16 protein-coding genes are annotated in these 19,188 nt (G+C 63.9%); 6 read left to right on the forward strand and 10 right to left on the reverse strand.

Features of this window, described 5'->3' with window-relative positions:
* Position 1 precedes the first annotated feature (1 nt).
* The 6 genes from hydA to IGS61_RS06155 form a co-directional block, all read right to left on the reverse strand.
* A complete protein-coding gene (hydA, locus tag IGS61_RS06130) occupies positions 2-1,393 on the reverse strand; it encodes a dihydropyrimidinase (protein WP_230538787.1) in 1,392 nt (463 codons plus the stop codon).
* A gap of 17 nt (positions 1,394-1,410) precedes the next feature.
* On the reverse strand, positions 1,411-2,895 hold the full coding sequence (locus IGS61_RS06135; RefSeq protein ID WP_230538788.1) for an NCS1 family nucleobase:cation symporter-1: 1,485 nt from the start codon (positions 2,893-2,895) through the stop codon (positions 1,411-1,413).
* Between the two features lie 109 nt (positions 2,896-3,004).
* Positions 3,005-4,285, reverse strand: coding sequence for an NAD-dependent dihydropyrimidine dehydrogenase subunit PreA (preA, locus tag IGS61_RS06140; RefSeq protein WP_230538789.1), 1,281 nt, complete (start codon positions 4,283-4,285; stop codon positions 3,005-3,007).
* Positions 4,285-5,652, reverse strand: a complete 1,368-nt coding sequence (locus tag IGS61_RS06145; protein ID WP_230538790.1) for an NAD(P)-dependent oxidoreductase — start codon at positions 5,650-5,652, stop codon at positions 4,285-4,287. Before IGS61_RS06145 ends, preA begins: the two co-directional genes overlap by 1 nt.
* Positions 5,653-5,699: 47 nt before the next feature.
* Positions 5,700-7,202, reverse strand: coding sequence for a CoA-acylating methylmalonate-semialdehyde dehydrogenase (locus IGS61_RS06150; RefSeq protein WP_230538791.1), 1,503 nt, complete (start codon positions 7,200-7,202; stop codon positions 5,700-5,702).
* A gap of 8 nt (positions 7,203-7,210) precedes the next feature.
* Positions 7,211-8,527, reverse strand: a complete 1,317-nt coding sequence (locus IGS61_RS06155) for an aspartate aminotransferase family protein (protein WP_230538792.1) — start codon at positions 8,525-8,527, stop codon at positions 7,211-7,213.
* A gap of 188 nt (positions 8,528-8,715) precedes the next feature.
* Here IGS61_RS06155 and IGS61_RS06160 point away from each other — a divergent pair, with 188 nt between their 5' ends.
* The 6 genes from IGS61_RS06160 to IGS61_RS06185 all read left to right on the forward strand — a co-directional run bounded on the left by IGS61_RS06160 (position 8,716) and on the right by IGS61_RS06185 (position 13,649).
* On the forward strand, positions 8,716-10,185 hold the full coding sequence (locus IGS61_RS06160) for an aminotransferase-like domain-containing protein (protein WP_230538793.1): 1,470 nt from the start codon (positions 8,716-8,718) through the stop codon (positions 10,183-10,185).
* Positions 10,186-10,195: 10 nt separating this feature from the next.
* Positions 10,196-10,873: a TetR/AcrR family transcriptional regulator gene (locus tag IGS61_RS06165; protein ID WP_230538794.1), complete on the forward strand. Its 678-nt coding sequence runs from the start codon at positions 10,196-10,198 to the stop codon at positions 10,871-10,873.
* Between the two features lie 91 nt (positions 10,874-10,964).
* The gene (locus IGS61_RS06170; protein WP_230538795.1) at positions 10,965-11,480 is read left to right on the forward strand and encodes a hypothetical protein; all 516 of its coding nucleotides are present in this window, start codon (positions 10,965-10,967) and stop codon (positions 11,478-11,480) included.
* Between the two features lie 141 nt (positions 11,481-11,621).
* Positions 11,622-11,891: a hypothetical protein gene (locus IGS61_RS06175; RefSeq protein ID WP_230538796.1), complete on the forward strand. Its 270-nt coding sequence runs from the start codon at positions 11,622-11,624 to the stop codon at positions 11,889-11,891.
* 160 nt (positions 11,892-12,051) lie between these two features.
* A complete protein-coding gene (locus tag IGS61_RS06180) occupies positions 12,052-12,474 on the forward strand; it encodes a VOC family protein (protein WP_230538797.1) in 423 nt (140 codons plus the stop codon).
* A gap of 11 nt (positions 12,475-12,485) precedes the next feature.
* On the forward strand, positions 12,486-13,649 hold the full coding sequence (locus IGS61_RS06185; protein ID WP_230538798.1) for a dipeptidase: 1,164 nt from the start codon (positions 12,486-12,488) through the stop codon (positions 13,647-13,649).
* Here IGS61_RS06185 and IGS61_RS06190 read toward each other — a convergent pair.
* From IGS61_RS06190 to IGS61_RS06205, 4 genes are all read right to left on the reverse strand, one after another.
* Complete coding sequence (locus tag IGS61_RS06190) at positions 13,646-14,863, reverse strand: nucleoside deaminase (protein WP_230538827.1); 1,218 nt, start codon at positions 14,861-14,863, stop codon at positions 13,646-13,648. The two genes, IGS61_RS06185 and IGS61_RS06190, sit on opposite strands and share 4 nt — an antisense overlap.
* A gap of 4 nt (positions 14,864-14,867) precedes the next feature.
* Positions 14,868-15,275, reverse strand: a complete 408-nt coding sequence (locus IGS61_RS06195) for a cytidine deaminase (RefSeq protein WP_035824999.1) — start codon at positions 15,273-15,275, stop codon at positions 14,868-14,870.
* A 121-nt stretch (positions 15,276-15,396) separates the two neighbouring features.
* On the reverse strand, positions 15,397-16,719 hold the full coding sequence (deoA, locus tag IGS61_RS06200; protein ID WP_230538799.1) for a thymidine phosphorylase: 1,323 nt from the start codon (positions 16,717-16,719) through the stop codon (positions 15,397-15,399).
* A 75-nt stretch (positions 16,720-16,794) separates the two neighbouring features.
* Positions 16,795-19,176, reverse strand: a complete 2,382-nt coding sequence (locus IGS61_RS06205) for an aldehyde dehydrogenase family protein (protein ID WP_442908030.1) — start codon at positions 19,174-19,176, stop codon at positions 16,795-16,797.
* Positions 19,177-19,188: the final 12 nt, after the last annotated feature.

Consider the following 19,188-nt stretch of genomic DNA (forward strand, 5'->3'; position numbering starts at 1 on the left):
CTTATGCGGTCGTGGCGGCAAACGCGGGACGCTCGATATAGCGCCCCGCCCCTTCGACGGCCATCAGTTCGCCCTGGTGGAACACCACCTTGCCGGCGGCAATCGTGGTGCGGGGAGTGCCGCGCACGGTGCGCCCTTCGAAGACGTTGAAGCCCCCTTTGGCGAACTGCGTGGCGGCGGAAATGGTGCGCGTGCCTTGCGGGTCCCACAGCACGATATCGGCATCGCTGCCTGCGGCGATGATGCCCTTGCGTGGATACATATTGAAGATCTGCGCCGCATTGGTGGACGACACCTTGACGAATTCGGAGGGGGTGAGCATGCCCGAATTGACGCCAGCATCCCACACGACGGCCATGCGTTCTTCCACGCCGCCGCAGCCGTTCGGGATGCGCGTGAAGTCCTGTTTGCCAGCCGCCTTCTGCTCGGCGCAGAAGGTGCAGTGGTCGGTGGCCGTCGTGTGCAGGTTGCCGCTTTGCAGGCCGTGCCACAGTGCCGATTGATGGTGCTTGCCGCGGAACGGCGGGCTCATGACGTGGCCCGCCACGTAGTCGAAATCGTCGCTCTGGTAGACGCTGTCGTCGATCACCAGGTGGCCCGCCAGCGCTTCGCCATACACGCGCTGGCCGTTGGCGCGCGCCCGCGTGATGGCGTCAAGCGACTCGGCGCACGAGACGTGCACGATGTACACGGGGGTATTCAAGACATTGGCGATGGCGATGGCGCGGTTGGCCGCCTCGGCTTCCACGGCCGGTGGCCGCGACAGCGGATGCGCCTGCGGCCCCGTGATGCCTTTTTTGAGCAAGGCTTGCTGCAATTGAAAAACCAGCTCGCCGTTTTCCGCATGCACGGTGGGCAGCGCTCCCAGTTCCAGCGAGCGGGTAAAGCTTTTCACCAGCGTTTCATCATCGGCCATGATGGCGTTTTTATAGGCCATGAAGTGCTTGAAGCTGTTCATGCCATGCTCGCGCACCAGCACTCCCATCTCTTCATGTACCTGCTCGCTCCACCAGGTGATCGCCACGTGGAAGGTATAGTCGCCGGCCGCCTTGGCCGACCACGCGCGCCACTGGTGATACGCCTCGATCAGCGACTGCTTCGGGGCGGGAATAACGAAGTCCATGATGGTGGTGGTGCCGCCGGCCAGTCCCGCCGCCGTGCCCGTGAAAAAATCGTCGGACGTCACCGTGCCCATGAAGGGCAAATTCATGTGCGTGTGGGTGTCTATCCCGCCCGGCATCACGTACAGGCCGCCCGCGTCGATCACGGTGGCGCCAGCCGGCACGGGCAGGTTCTCGCCGACGGCGACGATCACGTCGCCCTCGATCAGCACATCGGCGCGAAACGCGCGGTCGGCGTTGACGACGGTACCGCCACGTATCAGTGTAGTCATCTTCTCTCCTTGAGTGATTACGACTGCGGCGCCTGCTGCACGTGCGCCACCACCTTGCCCTTCATCATGACGCCATACACGACGGCGGCGATGGCCACGCCCACGAACCAGGCGTAGGTGTAAATGGTTTTAAAGCCTTCTCCCACGCCGGGAAACGCCGTGGGAAAGGCCGCGTTCAGAAAGCCCGGGATATTCGGCAGCACGGCGATAATGAAGGCGATCAGCGCCGCCATGTTCCAGCCACTGCCATACGAATAGATGCCATCGTCGCGATACAGCTGTTTGACGTCGAGTTGCGTCTTGCGCACAAAATAATAGTCGACGATGAGAATGCCGGCGATGGGACCCAGCAGGGCCGAATAACCGATCAACCACGTGAAGATATAGCCCTGCGTCGACTCGAGCACCTTCCACGGCATCATGACGATGGCGATGAAGGCCGTGATGTAGCCGCCCATCTTGTACGAAATCTGCTTGGGCGCCAGTGCGGAAAAGTCATACGCAGGCCCCACCAGGTTGGCCGCCAGGTTGACGCTGACGGTGTCGATCAGGAGGATGATCAGGGCGATCAGCACGGCGGCGCCCGTCATGCGGCTGGCCAGGTCGACGGGGTCCCAGATGGCCTTGCCGTACATGACGACCGAACCGGCGGTAACGATCACGGCCAGCATGGCCAGCAAACCCATGGGCACGGGCAAGCCGACCGACTGGCCCACGATCTGGTCGCGCTGCGTCTTCGCGAAGCGCGTAAAGTCGGGAATGTTCAAGGCCAGGGTGGCCCAGAAACCCACCATGGCCGTCAACGATGGCCAGAAGACGCTCCAGAACTGGCCCGCCTTTTTGCCGCCGGGGATGAATTGCGATGGCTGGTCCAGCAGGTTGGCCACGCCGCCGGCCTTGCTGTGCACCCAGTACAGCAGCACGAAGCAGATGAGGATTTTCAGCGGCGCCGTGTAGGTTTCGAGTTTACGGATCGATTCCATGCCGTGCAGGATGTAATAGAACTGGATGGCCCAGAAAGCCAGGAAGCACAGCAGCTGGCTGCCATTGATGCCCAGGCCCGCGATCTTCTCGCCGCCCAGTTCATGCCCCATTAATACACCCATCAAGGTGTAGATCATCTGGCCGCCGAACCAGGTCTGGATGCCGTACCAGCCGCAGGCAACGATGGCGCGCATCAGGGCCGGCAGACGCGCCCCCGCCGTGCCGAACGAGGCGCGCGCCAGCACGGCATACGGGATGCCGTACTTGGTGCCCGCATGGCCGATCAGGAGCATCGGCAGGAGCACGATGGCGTTGGCGAGAAATACCGTGAGCACGGCCTGGTAGCCGGACATACCGCTGTCGATCAGGCTGGCCGACAGGGTGTAGGCGGGAATGCACATCACCATGCCGACCCACAGCGCGGCAAAGTGATACCAGCGCCAGGTGCGCTGCGCCGCCGTGGTGGGCGCCAGGTCTTCATTCCAGAGTTGCGTATTGCCTGAATAGTCGTGGTTCACAGGGTTGCTCCATCGGTTGGGAGGTTGGGCGTTTTAAAAACGGCTGCGGCCTAGCTTACTGCAAAGTTGGGCAACTGTTTATAAAATATACGTACGCAAAAAACGTGCCCTATGCCGATTCCGCCAATGCCCGTGGATTCCTGGGATCCTGCGTCCAGTTCATGTACGGCTTGCCCGTCGCCTGCGGCACCATCGTGATGCAGCCCTGCACCGGACAGGTGATTTCGCACAGGTTGCAGCCCACGCATTCCTCCTTGATCACCTCATATGTGCGCGTACCGGCCGCGTCGATCAGTTGCGCAATCGACTGGTGCGAGGTGTCTTCGCAAGCCACGTAGCACTTGCCGCACTTGATGCAGTCGTCCTGGTTGATCTGCGCGATCACCTGGTAATTCATGTCCAGGTATTTCCAGTCCGTCGTGTTGGCCACGGCCTTGCCGGAAAAATCGCTGATGCGTGCATAGCCCTTCTCGTCCATCCAGCGCGACAAGCCATCCTTCATCTCGTCGACGATGCGGAAACCATGCAGCATGGCGGCCGTGCACACCTGCACGCAGCCGGCGCCCAGGGCGAGGAATTCGGCCGCATCGCGCCAGTTGCCGATGCCGCCGATGCCGGAAATGGGCAAGCCCCGCGTCTGCGGATCGCGCGCGATTTCCGCCACCATGTTCAGGGCGATCGGTTTCACGGCAGACCCGCAATAGCCGCCGTGCGTGCTGGCGCCGCCGACAATCGGCAAGGCCACCATGCGGTCCAGGTCCAGCGAGGTGATGGAATTGATGGTGTTGATCAGCGAGACGGCGTCCGCGCCGCCCGCCTTGGCCGCGCGCGCCGGCATGCGCACGTCCGTGATGTTCGGCGTGAGCTTGACGATGACGGGTAGCTTGCTGTGCTTCTTGCACCAGGCAGTGACCATCTGCACATACTCGGGCACCTGGCCCACGGCCGCGCCCATGCCTCGCTCCGGCATGCCATGCGGACAGCCGAAATTGAGTTCGATGCCGTCCGCTCCTGTCGCTTCCACCTTCGGCAAAATGTCGGCCCAGTAGTGCTCTTCGCAGGGCAGCATCAGCGAGACGATCATGGCGCGGTCGGGCCAGTCCTTTTTCACCTGCGTGATTTCGCGCAGGTTGATCTCCAGCGAGCGGTCGGTGATCAGTTCGATGTTATTGAAACCCACCACTTCGCGGTTCTTGCCGTACAGGGCGGAATAACGCGACGAGACGTTGACGGCGGCCGGATCTTCACCGAGGGTTTTCCACACGACGCCGCCCCATCCTGCCTCAAACGCGCGCACCACGTTGTAGGCCTTGTCGGTCGGCGGTGCGGACGCCAGCCAGAAGGGATTCGGCGCCTTGATGCCGCAAAATTCGATGCTGAGATCAGCCATTATGCAGCCTCCACTTTATTCAACAAATCGGAATGGATGGCCAATGCGGCCAGCTTGCCATGCTGGACGGCTTGCACCGTCAAGTCCTGCCCCGGTGCCACGCAGTCGCCGCCCGCGTAGATCCCCGGCAGCACCGTGCGAAAACCCGCATCGACGGCGATCTTGTCGCCTTCGCGCCGCAACAAGGATGCCATCGGGTCATGCAGCACCTGCGTATCGAGGCTCTGGCCGATGGCCTTGAAGATGGCGTCGGCCGCCACGTCGAACGTTTCGCCCGTGCCCGCCAGGCGCGTGCCCTGCATGCGCGTTTTCTCGAAACGCATGCCGGCCACATGGCCAGCCGCATCGAGCAACACCTGCCGCGGCTGGGCCCACGTCAGCATGCGCACCTGGTTGGTCTTGGCGATTTCCTGTTCGTGGTGCGTGGCCGTCATGGCGTCGAAACCGCGCCGGTAGACCAGGGTGACTTCCTCGGCGCCCAGGCGCTGGATCTGCACGGCCATGTCGATGGCCGTATTGCCGGCGCCAATGACGATGGCGCGTTTCGGCACGGGCAGCGCGGCCAGGTCGTTCGCCTGGCGCAGCGCGCTGATGTAATCGACGGCGGCCAGGAGACCCGGCGCATCTTCGCCCGTCAAGCCCAGCTTGCGGCTGGCGCCCAGGCCCAGGCCGAGGAAGACGGCGTCATACTGCGCATGCAGGTCGCGCAGCTGCAGGTTCTCGCCCAGTACCTGGCGACATCGGATTTCAATGCCGCCTATGCCCAGCAGGAAGTCGATTTCCTTTTGCGCGAAATCGTCCGTCAGCTTGTACTTGGCGATGCCGTATTCATTCAGGCCGCCGGCCTTGCCTTCCTTTTCAAAGATCACCACGTCGTGCCCCAGCATGGCCAGCCGGTGCGCGCACGACAGTCCCGCCGGCCCCGCGCCGACGATGGCAATGGTCTTGCCGGTGGCAGGCGCACGCTGGAACGGATGGCTGGCAAAATGCATGTGGTCGACGGCGTAGCGCTGCAAGAGGCCGATTTTCACCGGCTGGCCTTCGGCGTCGTGGTTGCGCACGCAGACGTCTTCGCACAGGATTTCCGTAGGACAGACGCGGGCGCAACTGCCGCCCAGGATGTTCTGTTTCAGGATGCCGGCGGCGGCGCCGTTGATGTTTTTGTCGTGGATGTTGCGGATGAAGCTGGCCACGTCGATTTCAGACGGGCAGATGCGGCTGCACGGCGCATCGTAGCAATACAGGCAGCGGGCGCTTTCGATTGCCGCCTGGCGTGCCGTCAGAGGCGGCGCCAGGTCCGTGAAATGGCCCGCCAATTCCTCATTGGGCAGGGCGGGATGCGGCAAATAATTCAGGGACTCGATCATCGCGTTTTCCTTCTTTGATCCTGCGGTGGACTATTAGTGTGAAACCGTCACTTCATCTGGGGAAAAGCAAATTCCACACCAGCGCTTGCCGTGTTCGGCCAGCGCTGCATCACGGCCTTGTGACGCGTGTAGAAGCGCACGCCTTCGGGGCCATACGCGTGGTGGTCGCCGAACATGCTGCGCTTCCAGCCACCAAAGCTGTTGAAGGCCATCGGCACGGGCAAGGGGATGTTGACGCCCACCATGCCGACCTGAATCTGGCGCACGAATTCGCGCGCCACGCCGCCGTCGCGCGTGTAGATGGCCACGCCGTTGCCATACTCGTTGGCGTTGATCAGCTCCACTGCCTGCACCACGTCAGGACACCGCAGCACGCACAGCACGGGGCCGAAAATTTCTTCCTTGTAGATTCTCATGTCGCGCGTCACGTGGTCGAACAAGGTGCCGCCGACGAAGAAGCCGTTCTCGCGGCCCGCCACCACGTGGTTGCGGCCATCGACGACCAAGGTGGCGCCCTGCTCCACGCCCGAGGCGATGAGTTTTTCGATCCGCTGCTTGGCCGCCAGCGACACGACCGGGCCCATTTCCGCACCATCTTCCATGCCGTCGCGCACTTTCAGTGCGGCCGTGCGCGTTGCCAGTGCATCGATCAACTTGTCGCCCGCATCGCCCACGGCCACCACGACGGAGATGGCCATGCAGCGCTCGCCCGCCGAGCCGTAGGCCGCACCGATCAGCGCATCGACCGTCATGTCCATGTCCGCGTCGGGCATCACCACCATGTGGTTCTTCGCGCCGCCCAAAGCCTGCACGCGCTTGCCGCTGGCGCTGCCGCGCGCATAGATGTATTCGGCGATCGGCGTCGAGCCGACAAAGCTGATTGCCTGCACCATGGGGTGGTCGAGCAAGGCGTCGACGGTCACTTTATCGCCCTGCACCACGTTGAAGACGCCGTCGGGCAAGCCCGCTTCTTTCAGCAATTTCGCGTGCAGCAGGGAAGCGGACGGATCGCGTTCGGACGGTTTCAAGACGAAGGTATTGCCGCAGGCAATCGCCACCGGGAACATCCACATCGGCACCATCACGGGGAAGTTGAATGGCGTGATGCCGGCCACCACGCCGAGCGCCTGGCGCATGGACCAGGCATCGATGCCGCGCGAAATCTGGTCCGTGAATTCGCCCTTTAACAATTGCGGGATGCCGACGGCAAATTCCACCATCTCGATGCCGCGCGCCACTTCGCCCTGGGCATCGGCAAAGGTCTTGCCATGCTCGCGCGTGAGCATGGCGGCAAATTCATCCGTGTGCTGCTGGCACAGCTGCAGGTAGCGGAACAGGACCCTGGCGCGCGTCAGCGGCGGCGTGGCCGACCACGAGGGAAAGGCGGCGGCGGCCGCCTGCACGGCCGCATCGACGTCTTCCACGGTGCCCAGCGCGACCCGGGCCACGGGTTCGCCCAGGGCGGGGTTGTAGACGTCGCCGTAGCGGCCGCTTTGGGTGTCGACTTTGGCGCCGTTGATGTAGTGGGTAATCGTGTCGAGATCGTTCATGGTCTTCCTTAGTCGAGATTCTTTAATACCTTGGCCAGCTTGCCAAACAGCTCGTCGATATGCTGTTTTTCCAGCACCAGCGGCGGCGACAGGGCGATGATGTCGCCCGTCGTGCGTATCAGCACGCCGTCGGCGAAGGCCTGCTTGAAGGCGTTGAAGGCGCGCGTGCCGGGCTTGCCGGCGATGGGATCGAGTTCGATGCCAGCGATCAGGCCGATGCTGCGCAAATCGATCACATGCGGCAAGCCTTTCAGCGAATGCACGGCGTCGCTCCAGTACGCCTGCATCGCTTTAGCGTGGCCCAGGATGTCCTGCTCCTCGAACACCTGCAAGGTGGCCAGCGAGGCGGCGCAGGCCAGCGGGTGGCCGGAATACGTGTAGCCGTGGAACAGTTCGATGCCCGGTGGCGCATCCATGAAGGCGTCGTGGATGTACTTTTTGCTAAACACGGCACCCATCGGCACCATGCCGTTGGTCAGGCCCTTGGCCGTCGTCATCAGGTCCGGCTCGACGTCGAAATAATCGGCGGCGAACGGCGTCGTCATGCGGCCGAAACCCGTGATGACTTCATCGAAAATCAAGAGGATGCCGTGCTTGGTGCACAGTTCGCGCAAGCGTTTCAGATAGCCTTTCGGCGGGATCAGCACGCCAGTGGAACCGGCCACCGGTTCGACGATGACGGCGGCAATCGTCGATGCGTCGTGCAGGGCGACGATGCGTTCCAGCTCGTCGGCCAGGTGGGTGCCGTATTCGGGCTCGCCCACCGTGTAGGCGTTCTGATTCAGGTTGTGCGTGTGCGGCAGGTGGTCCACGCCCGGCAGCAGGGGGCCGAAGGTCTTGCGGTTACCGCCGATGCCGCCAACGGAAATGCCGCCGAAGCCCACGCCGTGGTAACCGCGTTCGCGGCCGATCAGGCGGGTGCGCGCGCCCTCGCCGCGCGCCCGGTGATAGGCCAGCGCGATCTTCAGGGCCGTATCTACGGCCTCGGAACCGGAGTTCGTATAAAACACGTGGCCAAATTTATGCCCCGTGTAATCCATCAGTTTTTCCGCCAGGTCGAAGGCGGCCGGATGGCCCATCTGGAAGGTCGGCGCGAAGTCGAGCTGGCCCACCATCTCGCGGATGGCGCCGACGATTTTCGGCTGCGCATGGCCGCACGGCACGCACCACAATCCCGCCGTGCCATCGAGGATGGCGTTGCCATCGACGTCCTTGTAGTACATGCCTTCGGCCGACACCAGCAAGCGCGGATGGGCCTTGAAATCACGGTTATTCGTAAACGGCATCCAGAATGCCGACATCGATTCCGGCCTTGTTTCGTTCATGACCTTCTCCTTGGGATGGGCTGGCGCGGGGCCAGGATCGTTTTTGACGAAGCGTAAAATAATTTACCAGTTGGCAAAAAGCTGATGTAATAATAGACAGGCCATCCCCAATGGCACAGATACACAAACGGCAAAACATCCCAACCGTACAGGTCGAAAAACCACTACAGTTTTGTGCAAGGCAGCATATGGAGCCACCGGTAACACACAAGGTGAAGCAGGACGAGGGCGACGGCAATGCCAGCGGCTGGCCCGTGCTCGACATCGACCGCCAGAAAAAGGGCGGCCTGGTCGAGCAGATCGTCGTCGCCATCAGCGTCATGGTGGGCAGCCGCGCCCTGCGCATCGGCACGCGCATGCCGTCCGTGCGCCAGTTCGCCCGCTGCAATGGCGTGTCGACCTTTACCGTCGTCGAATCGTACGACCGCCTGGTCAACCTCGGCCTACTGTCGTCGCGGCGAGGTTCCGGCTATTTCGTCGCGCGCCACGATATCGCCGCCTCGCCGCAGGCAAGCATCCACGCCAGTCCCACCGCCATCGATGCCCTCACGCCGGACCTGTATTCGGGCGTGTCCGACGCCCTGCCGGTGGGGGCGGGCTGGCTGCCGCCCGAGATGTATGGCGAGGCGACCGTGCTCGACGCCGTGCGCCAGGCCATGCGCATTCCCGCCAGCCGCCTGCGCGGCTATGGCCACCCGCTGGGCTTTCCTTCGCTGCGCCAGCACCTTGCAACATGCCTGTCGGAAGAGCTGTTCCAGGTGGAACCGGACCAGGTCTTGCTGACGCACGGCGCCACGCATGCTTTTGACTTGATCCTGCGCAGCCTGACCAAGCCGGGCGACACGGTGCTGGTGGAAGACCCCGGCTACAGCAACCTGCAGTCGCTGATACGCCACCACGGTTGCATCCCCGTGGGCATTGCCCGCGGCGAGGCAGGCCTCGATCTCGATGCGCTGGCCGTTGAAGCCGCGCGCACGCAGCCGAAACTCATGTTCGTCAACACGGTGCTGCAAAATCCGCTCGGTACTTCCTTGAGCCAGGCGCAGGCGCACCGCCTGCTGGCGCTGGCCGAGCAATTCGATTTCTGGCTGGTGGAGGACGATATCTACCGCGAACTGGCGGCGCGCGGCGAAGCGTCGCTGGCGGCGATGGATGGCTTGCGCCGCGTGATCCGCGTGGGCAGTTTTTCCAAGACCCTGTCGCCCGTGCTGCGCGTGGGGTCGATTTGCGCCTCGCCACCGCTGGTGGCCGAACTGGTGCGCGTAAAAATGCTGGCGGGACTGACGACGTCGGAAATCAACGAGCGCGCCGTCTACCACGCCATCTGCGCGCGGCCCTACAAGCGCATGGTGGAACGCCTCGTGGCGCAGCTCGATGCGGCCCGCGAGCGCAGCATCGACGGCCTGGCGCAGGCGGGCATGGCGCCCGTGGCGCGGCCCCGCGGCGGCATGTTCGTCAGCGCCGGCTGGCCCGACGTGCAAACGCCGGAATGGAATGGCAAGATCATCGCCGACATGGCCTTGAAGGCGGGCATCCTGCTGTCGCCGAACGAGTTTTTCATGCTGCGCGCGCCCGAGACGGTGTGGTTCCGCTTCAACGTGGCCTATACCGATACCCCCGTGCTGCAGGCCTTCCTGCAATCGATACGCCCACGCTAAAGAACCCGCCATGGCCAGCGACAAATCCCCTGCCCTTCCCGTGAAAAATGCTGGCGGCAGGCGCCTGCAAAACCGCGACCGCCTGGAAGCGGACATCCTGGAGCAAGCCGTGCGCGCCTTCGCGGAAAGCGGCTATGAAGGCGCGTCGATCGCCACCATCGCCGAGCGGGCCGGCCTGTCGAAGCAAAACCTGATGTACTACTTCCCGTCCAAGCAGCTGCTGTACCAGCGCGTGCTCGACGACGTGCTCGACGACTGGCTGGCGCGCATGGAATCGCTGGCCAATGAACACGACGAGCCGCGCGACGTGCTGCGCGCGTATATCGGCGCCAAGCTGCGTTTTTCGCGCGAACAGCCATGGGCCTCGCGCGTGTATGCGCTGGAAGTGATCAATGGCGCGCCCCTGTACGGGGCACAGATACGAGAAAGAGTCGTGCCCCTGCTGCGCAAGGATATCGCCGTCTTCGAAGCCTGGATCGCGGCCGGCCGGATCGCACCCGTCAACGCCACGCACCTGATGTTCGCCATCTGGGCCATGACCCAGTCGTATGCGGATTTTTCGGCACAGATGGCCCTGGTGCTGGAGCGCAAGCAGCTTACGCGCAAGGATTACGAGGATGCAGAAATTCTGCTCACGCACATGGTGCAGGCCGCCATCGCCCTGCCTGCGGCAGCACCGGGCACGTGACGAAATTTCCAAGGAACAATCTGGCAGTGATAGCATGGCGCGCTGGAGCGTTTGCACGGGCGGCGCCATATCGACAGGATAAGGAACAGGCATGAAACAATGGTCATCGGCGCGCACCGCGTCATTGCTGGGCAAAGCTGTCTGCGCGGCCCTGCTGGCAGCGGCATCCACGGCACAGGCGCAGACAGTCGGCATGATAGACAACCAGCCGCTGAGCGAAACCTGGCTTAACGCGGGCTTTTATTCGTATCACTTTCAGCGCGACAAGAACCTGAACGACAGCAATCCGGGCCTGGGTGCCGAATACCGCTTTTCCACGGTCGCCTCGGCCACGGCCGGTCGCTTCTACAATAGCGACCGCGCCTATTCGAACTACCTGGGCGTGTACTATCAGCCGATCAAGGTGGGCCCGCTGCGCGTCGGCGCCGTCGTTGGCGGCTTCAGCGGCTATCCGAAGATGCGCGACGGCGGCTGGTTCCCGGCCCTGGTGCCCACCATCAGCTATGAATACCAGCGCGTGGGCGTGAATATCGCCATCGTGCCGTCCTACAAGGATCGCCTGTATGGCGCCCTCAGCTTCCAGCTGAAACTGAAGGTCTTCGAGTAACCGTTTGTCTTCGCCTGTCGCCGTTCGGTGCGCCATTCCTGCCATTCGTCGCATAGGCGATGTCTGACAGCAAGGTTTTGCCTATAGTGGATTCATCGCCAGCCTGCATACGCAGCGGCCCACACACGACAGGAGAACGGCATGAAAGACATCAATCCGGCACCGGGCGGCACTTCCTTCAGCGCAATCTGGAACGAGCTGTGCGCTTATGCGCGCCAGGGAATGGCCGCCCTGCGCGCCATGTCCTGGCCCATGCTGCTGGCGTGCTGCCTGGGCCTGGCGTTTCTGATCACCATCTTGCCGCTGGCTATCATGCTGTTTGCCCTCGTCATGCTGCTGAAATGGGCAAGCAACAGCGACGATGCCGGCGCGGAACAGAAAGCGGCGGACTCACAGCAATCGCCGCAATAAAAATTTGCGCCGTAGCAAGAGTGCAATGATTATTCTATGGCAATATGGATGGGCACAGCACTGACCAGCATCAAACCCATTCCGATGGATGGGGTTGATACGGAACGCCACGCAGTATCCATGATCGAAGCTACTCCCCCACAGCCATAGGAGTTTTCTGATGACCACGATAGCAAAAGCTACAGTAAATACGACCATTCCCTGCCTGCGCTACCATGACGCGCCCGCCGCCATCGAATGGCTGTGCAAGGCGCTCGGTTTTGAAAAACAATTGATCGTGCCTGACGGCAACGGTGGCGTCGCGCACGCCCAGCTCAGCTTTGGAAACGGCATGGTCATGGTGGCGCCGGTCCTCGACAGCGACTATGGCCGCCTGATGAAACTGCCCAGTGAAATCGGCGGCGCCAACACGCAAAATTGCTACCTGGTCGTCAACGACGCCGACGCCGTCTACCGTAGCGCGCGCGAAGCCGGCGCCGAGATCGTGCTCGACATCAAGGATGAAGATTACGGCGGACGGGGCTTTACCTGCCGCGACCCGGAAGGCCACATCTGGAGCCTGGGCACCTACGATCCATGGTAAAACGGAGAACAATGATTATCAGCACCCTCACCGCCGCCAGCCTTGCGCTGATCGGCGGTTTCCTGTCCGCCCCCGTCCTCGTCGACGAGCACCTCAACCGTATCCACGCACCATCCGGCAAGGCGCCGTCGACAGCGGCCATGGCCCTGCACCAGAGCCTGTGGATTGCCGACCTGCACGCGGACAGCCTGCTGTGGCAACGCAATCTGAACCGCGACAGCCAGCGCGGGCACGTCGACTTCCCCCGCCTGCAGCGGGCCAACGTGGCGCTGCAGGCCTTTTCCGTCGTCACCAAGACGCCGCGCAAGATGAATATCGAGCGCAATGGCAGCGACACGGACAACATCACGGCACTGGTGGTGGCGCAAGGCTTGCCGCCGGCCACCTGGACCAGCCTGCTGGCGCGCGCCACTTACCAGGCCGACGAGCTGCGCCAGCAAGCGGCCAAGAGCCATGGCAAGGTGCGCGTGATCGGCAGCCGCGCCCAGCTGCGCAGCTTCATCGCCGCGCGTGAGCAAGATCCCGCCCTGCTGGCCGGCTGGCTAACGCTGGAAGGCGCGCATGCGCTGGAAGGCAAGCTGGACAACCTCGATACCCTGTACCAGGCCGGCTACCGCATGGCCGCGCCCACGCATTTCTTCGACACGGAACTGTCCGGCTCCCAGCATGGCTTGAAAAAAGGCGGCCTGACGCCGCTGGGCCGGCAATGGCTGCGCGCCATGGAGCAGCGCAAGATGATCGTCGACCTGGCGCACGCATCGCCAGCCACCATCGACGACGTATTAACGATGGCGAAACGCCCCGTGATGGTGTCGCACACGGGCGTGCGCGGCACCTGCGCCAACGGGCGCAACCTGAGCGACGCACAATTGAAACGCATCGCCGCCCAAGGTGGCCTGGTGGGCATCGGTTTCTGGAATACGGCCGTCTGCGGCAAGGACGTGGCATCGATCGCGCGCGCCATCAAGTACACGGTAAAGCTGATCGGCGCCGACCATGTGGCCTATGGCTCGGACTTCGACGGTGCCGTCACCACGGCCATCGACGCGGCCGGCCTGCCGCGATTGACGCAGGCGCTGCTGGACGCGGGCCTGTCGGAAGCGCAGATCCGCCGCGTGGCCGGCGACAACGTGCGCGACTTTCTGCTGAAAAACCTGCCCGATGACGATGCCTAGGCCAGGGCGCTGATCAAGGCCTGGTCCGCCACCTGGCGCGGCCGGATGCATATCAGCTTGCGGTACAGCGGCGGCATGGCGTCGCACAGCGCCAGCAGCGCGTCTTCCCCCATGGCGGGTCGCACGTACTGGAATTGCGCGGGATTATTCTCCGGCAGCGCCCCTTCCATGGTGGAGCCGTAGGCGCCCAGGGTCATGAAACTGGCGGCGCTGTCATCCGGGCCGATGGCCAGCACGAAGGTGCCGTGCTTGGGGTGGCCCAGGTAGCTTTTGATTTCTTCCTGCAGCGCCGGCGCCGCATTCGCCATCAGCTCAAAGCGCAGCTGCGCATACTGGCGCGTGCATTCCATGAACGGCGTGCGGATGGCCGATTGACTCAATTTTCCCGGCATGCACAGCAGCAGGTTACCGAAGGAATCGAGCAAGGCGGCCGCATCGCCCTGGCCACCATCGCGCAGATCCTGTTCCATGGCCGCCTGCAGGAATGGCGCCAGGCCCGCATCGGGCGCGTGCGGGTCGCAGCGGTAAGTCAGGGCGTCGGGATAGCGGCGCCGCAAGGCGCGCACCACCGCGTGCTCGGGCGGCAAGGCGGCCGGATCGCGCAAGGGCACGTCGTCGCCGGCGTTCAGCAGCTGCATCACCTGCGCCGATGTCGCTTCGAACACGAGCGAGCACAGTGCCTGCGTCGCCTCGTGGATGCTCTTGCCGATGAAAAAAGATTTGGGCGCGGCGCCGGACGGGGCACGCGCGTACTCGGTGGCACCGCGCACGGCCGGATAGCAGAAGCTGCGGCCCGCCTGCGCCTGCAGCGGCGACGGCAAGGCCGTAAACGTGGCGCTGCCATCGTAATTGATGCCCGCCTTGACGTCGGGCGCGGCCACCACCACGTTGAAACCAGCCGCCAGGATGGCCCCCGTACACATGCAGCAGGGGTCGAGCGAGGTGACGATGGTCAGTTCTCCCGGCGGCGGCAAGGGCGCGCCCTTGGCCCGCTCGGCGAAATACCAGTCCACGAGCTGGCGCTCGCCATGGGCGGTGGGATCGAACACCAGCCCCTGGCGCACGACATTGTTGTGCATCGATTGCAGCACGTTGCCGGCGCCATCGAGCAGCACGCCGCCCACGCCAAAGGTACCCTGCGTCTTCGCCGCCATGGCTTCGGCCACGGCAATCGCCACGGCGGCCTGGATGTCGATCGTCTTGTTCAAGCGGATCCTGTTACTTCATGTCCAGGTCGGAATTGCCGAAGCCGTGCGGCAGCAGCCAGCCCGCCGTCACTTCCATGACGTCGTTTTTCAGGTTCGTCAGGATCACGGGCAGGTCGGCGCCGCCCATCTCGAAGATCACCTGGCGGCAGGCGCCGCATGGCGAAATCGGCTCGACCGTGTCGCCCGTGACGGCCAGTTTGGCGAAGTCGCCCGGCTTGCAGCCATGCGCGATGGCGCTGAAAAACGCCGTGCGCTCGGCGCAGTTGCACAGGCCATACGCGGCGTTTTCCACGTTACAGCCGCGGAAGACGCGGCCATCCTTGCACAGCAGCGCCGCGCCCACCTTGAAACGCGAGTATGGCGCGTAGGCCAGTTCGCGGCCCGCATTGGCTTCGGCGATCAGTTCTTGGTTGTTCATTTGCTTATCTATCTGTAAAACCCGCGAAAGGCCGGGGTCAGACCCTCAGGGGGAATGCGTTCCAATGGGACGCATTCCAATCCTGCAAGGACTGACCCCAGATTTTGCTTCTAGGGTTAAGTTATGGTCGAATGGTACGATAAATCACCGGATTGCCCGCCAGCGCCACGGCGCTGATGGTATACGCTTCCTGGATTTCCTTGACGGCTTGCTGCGCCGCCTCTTCCGTGCGCGCGTGCACCATGGCCAGCGGCTGGCCAACGGCCACCTGCTCGCCCAGGCCCACGAGGTCCGTCAGGCCGACGGCGAAATCGATGCTGTCCGTCGGACGGCGGCGGCCACCGCCCAGGGCCACCACGGCCAGGCCGATGGCGCGGCAATCGCGCACGTTGGCAAAGCCGGCCGACAGCGCCGGTGCCGGCACGACGAACGGTGCCTGTTCCAGGTGTTTGTCCGGGTTCTCGACCAGGTCAGCCGGACCGCCCAGGGCCGCTACCATGCGCGCAAAGCGCTCGGCCGCCGCGCCCGAATCGAGGGAGGCGGTCAGTTTCACGCGCGCGTCCTCTTCCGTGGCGGCCAGGCCGCCCAGCACCAGCATCTCGGCGCACAGCGACAAGGTGACTTCGTGCAGGCGCGCGGGACGCGAACGGCCCGTCAGGTAATCCATGGCGCCGCGCACTTCCAGCGCATTGCCGGCGTATGGCGCCAGCGACTCGTTCATGTCCGTCAGAATCGCCGACGTCTGCATGCCCGCGCCATTGCCGACGGCGACGATGCTCTCGGCCAGTTCCACCGACTTGTCGTAGGTCGGCATGAAGGCGCCGCTGCCCACTTTCACGTCCATCACCAGCGCGTCCAGGCCGGCCGACAGTTTCTTCGACAGGATGGAGCCGGTGATCATCGCCACCGATTCCACCGTGGCGGTGACGTCGCGGATGCTGTAGAAGCGCTTGTCGGCCGGTGCCAGCTGCGCCGTCTGGCCAATGATGGCCACGCCGATCTCCTGCACCACCTTGCGGAACAGTGCATTGTCCGGCACCGTGCAGTAGCCGGGAATGGCGTCGAACTTGTCGAGGGTGCCGCCCGTGTGGCCCAGGCCGCGGCCCGAGATCATCGGCACGTAGCCGCCGCATGCGGCGACCATGGGCCCCAGCAGCAGGGAGACGACGTCGCCCACGCCGCCCGTCGAATGCTTGTCGACGATGGGCCCCGGCAGGTTCAGCGAGCGCCAGTCCAGCACCTGGCCGGAATCGCGCATGGCCAGGGTGAACGCCACGCGCTCGTCCATGTTCATGTCGTTGAAATAGACGGCCATGCCCAGCGCCGCGATCTGGCCTTCGCTGACGCTGCCGTCAGTGATGCCGCGCACGAAAAACTGGATTTCCTCGGCGCTCAAGACGCCCTTGTCGCGCTTCTTGCGGATGATTTCCTGGATCAAAAACATGAATTAACTCCGATCATAATAGACTGGGGTCAGTCCCTAAGGTTCTGACCCCAGCTTTGCAACTCCAGTTGTCAATCAGACGCCGTAAGGAATCCACACGTTTTTCACTTGCGACGCATGCGCCAGCACGGCACGGCCGCCGCTTTGCGCGGCGCTGTACCAGTCACGGCCCTTGGCGCCGCCGACCCAGGTGCGTTTCAGGGTGCCGGCCGACAGGCGCTCGACTTCCGCGCAGCCTTCGCCGGAACCGTCATGGCGCCAGACGGCGTCGATGTCGGCGTGCGTGGCCAGGGTCCGTGCCAGTTCATCGGCGTTGCCGCTGATGATGTTGACGACGCCGCCCGGCAGGTCGGACGTGTCGAACACCTGGTACAGGTCCAGCGCGGAGAGCGGATGCGCTTCCGACGGCACCACCACCACGCGGTTGCCCAGCGCGATGGCCGGCGCCACCAGCGAAATGAAGCCCAGCAAAGGCGCTTCATTCGGGCAGACGATGCCGATCACGCCGACCGCTTCGTTGAGCGCCACGGTGATGCCCTTGGTTGGCGGCTGGTGCGCCAGGCCGTCGTACTTGTCGGCCCAGGCGGCGTAGTAGAACAGGCGTTCGATCGATGCCTGCACTTCCTTCTCCGGATTTTTACTGCCCGTCATGGCAGCGATGCGGGCGGCGAATTCGTCGGCGCGCGCAGCCAGGTTTTCGGCGATGTAGTACAGCACTTGCGCGCGGTTGTGCGCCGTGGCGCTGGTCCAGCCGGACGCCTTATGGGCCGCTTCGACGGCGTTGCGGATGTCCTTGCGGCTGCCCACGCCCACTTCGGCCAGCAGGGTGCCGTTGGCACCGAACACGGGCACGCTGTAGGCGCTGTCAGGGCGCGCCTGCTTGCCGCCGATGTACATCTTGGCCGTGCGGTCGATTGCGAACGGGTCGGCTGCCGCCGGCTTCGCATTGGTCTTGGCTTTCGCTTCCACCACCGGCAAGGCCGGACGTGCATCTTCGGCCAGGGCCGTCATGTATTCCAGCATGCCTTCGCGGCCGCCTTCACGGCCGAAGCCCGATTCGCGGTAGCCGCCGAAGCCGCAGGCCGCGTCGAACTGGTTGGCGCTGTTGATCCATACCACGCCGGCCTTGATGGCGGGCGCGATATCGAGGGCCAGACTGATCGACTCGGTCCACACGCTGGCGGCCAGGCCGTACACCGTGTTGTTCGCCAGCTGCACCGCTTCAGGCGGCGTGCGGAAGCTCATGGCCACCAGCACGGGGCCGAAGATTTCAGCCTGTGCCACGGCGGCCGAGGTCGACGCGCCCGTGATCAGGGTCGGCGGGAACCACGAGCCGTCAGCCGGCAGTTCGCACGCGGGTTGCCACACGTCGCAGCCTTCGGCGCGGGCCGAATCGACGAGCGCGGCGATGCGCTGGCGCTGCACGGGGTCGACCAGCGCGCCCACGTCCATCGATTTGTCCAGGGGCGAGCCGAGGCGCAGGTTTTCCATGCGGGCGCGCACCTTGTTCAGGAAGCGCTCCTGGACCGATTCCTGCACCAGCAGGCGCGAGCCGGCGCAGCACACTTGTCCCTGGTTGAACCAGATCGAATCGACCAGGCCTTCCACGGCGCCGTCCAGGTCCGCGTCTTCGAAGACGATGAACGGCGACTTGCCGCCCAGTTCCAGCGACAGCTTCTTGCCGCTGCCGGCCGTCGCTTCGCGGATCAAACGGCCCACTTCGGTGGAACCCGTAAACGCGATCTTGTCGACGCCAGGATGGTTGACGATGGCCGAACCCACTCTGCCGTCGCCCGTGACGATGTTGACCACGCCGGCCGGCACGCCCGCCTGCACGCACAATTCGGCGAACAGCATGGCGGTCAGCGACGTGAATTCGGCCGGCTTGAAGACGACCGTGTTACCGGCCGCCAGGGCCGGAGCGATTTTCCACGACAGCATCAGCAGGGGGAAATTCCACGGCACGATCTGGCCCACCACGCCCACGGCGCGGTAGTCGGCGAATTCTTCCGACTGCAGCTGCGCCCAGCCGGCGTGATGGTAGAAATGGCGCGCGGCCAGCGGCAGGTCGATATCGCGCGTTTCGCGGATGGTCTTGCCGTTGTCCAGGGTTTCGAGCACGGCGAACAGGCGCGAATGCCTTTGCAGCAGACGGGCCAGCGCGTACATGACCTTCGCGCGGCCATGGCCGCCCATGCCCTGCCATACGGGCAGCGCGCGGCGCGCCGCTTCCACGGCGCGTTCCACGTCCGCGTCGGTGGCTTGCGTCAGTTCCGCCAGTTGCTCGCCGTCGGCAGGATTGGTCGAGGCGAACAGCTCGGCCGGCTCGCTCCAGGCATTGTCGATGAACAGGCCGAATGTGCGCTGGTGGCCATCGAGCCACGCTTGCGCTTCTTTTTGACTTTCGGGAGCAGGGCCGTAGTCCATAGTAGTGAGAATCTCGTTAATTGTTGGCATGACGATTGTTCT

The sequence above is a fragment of the Janthinobacterium sp. FW305-129 genome, assembly GCF_020858115.1.
Lineage (GTDB): Bacteria > Pseudomonadota > Gammaproteobacteria > Burkholderiales > Burkholderiaceae_D > Janthinobacterium.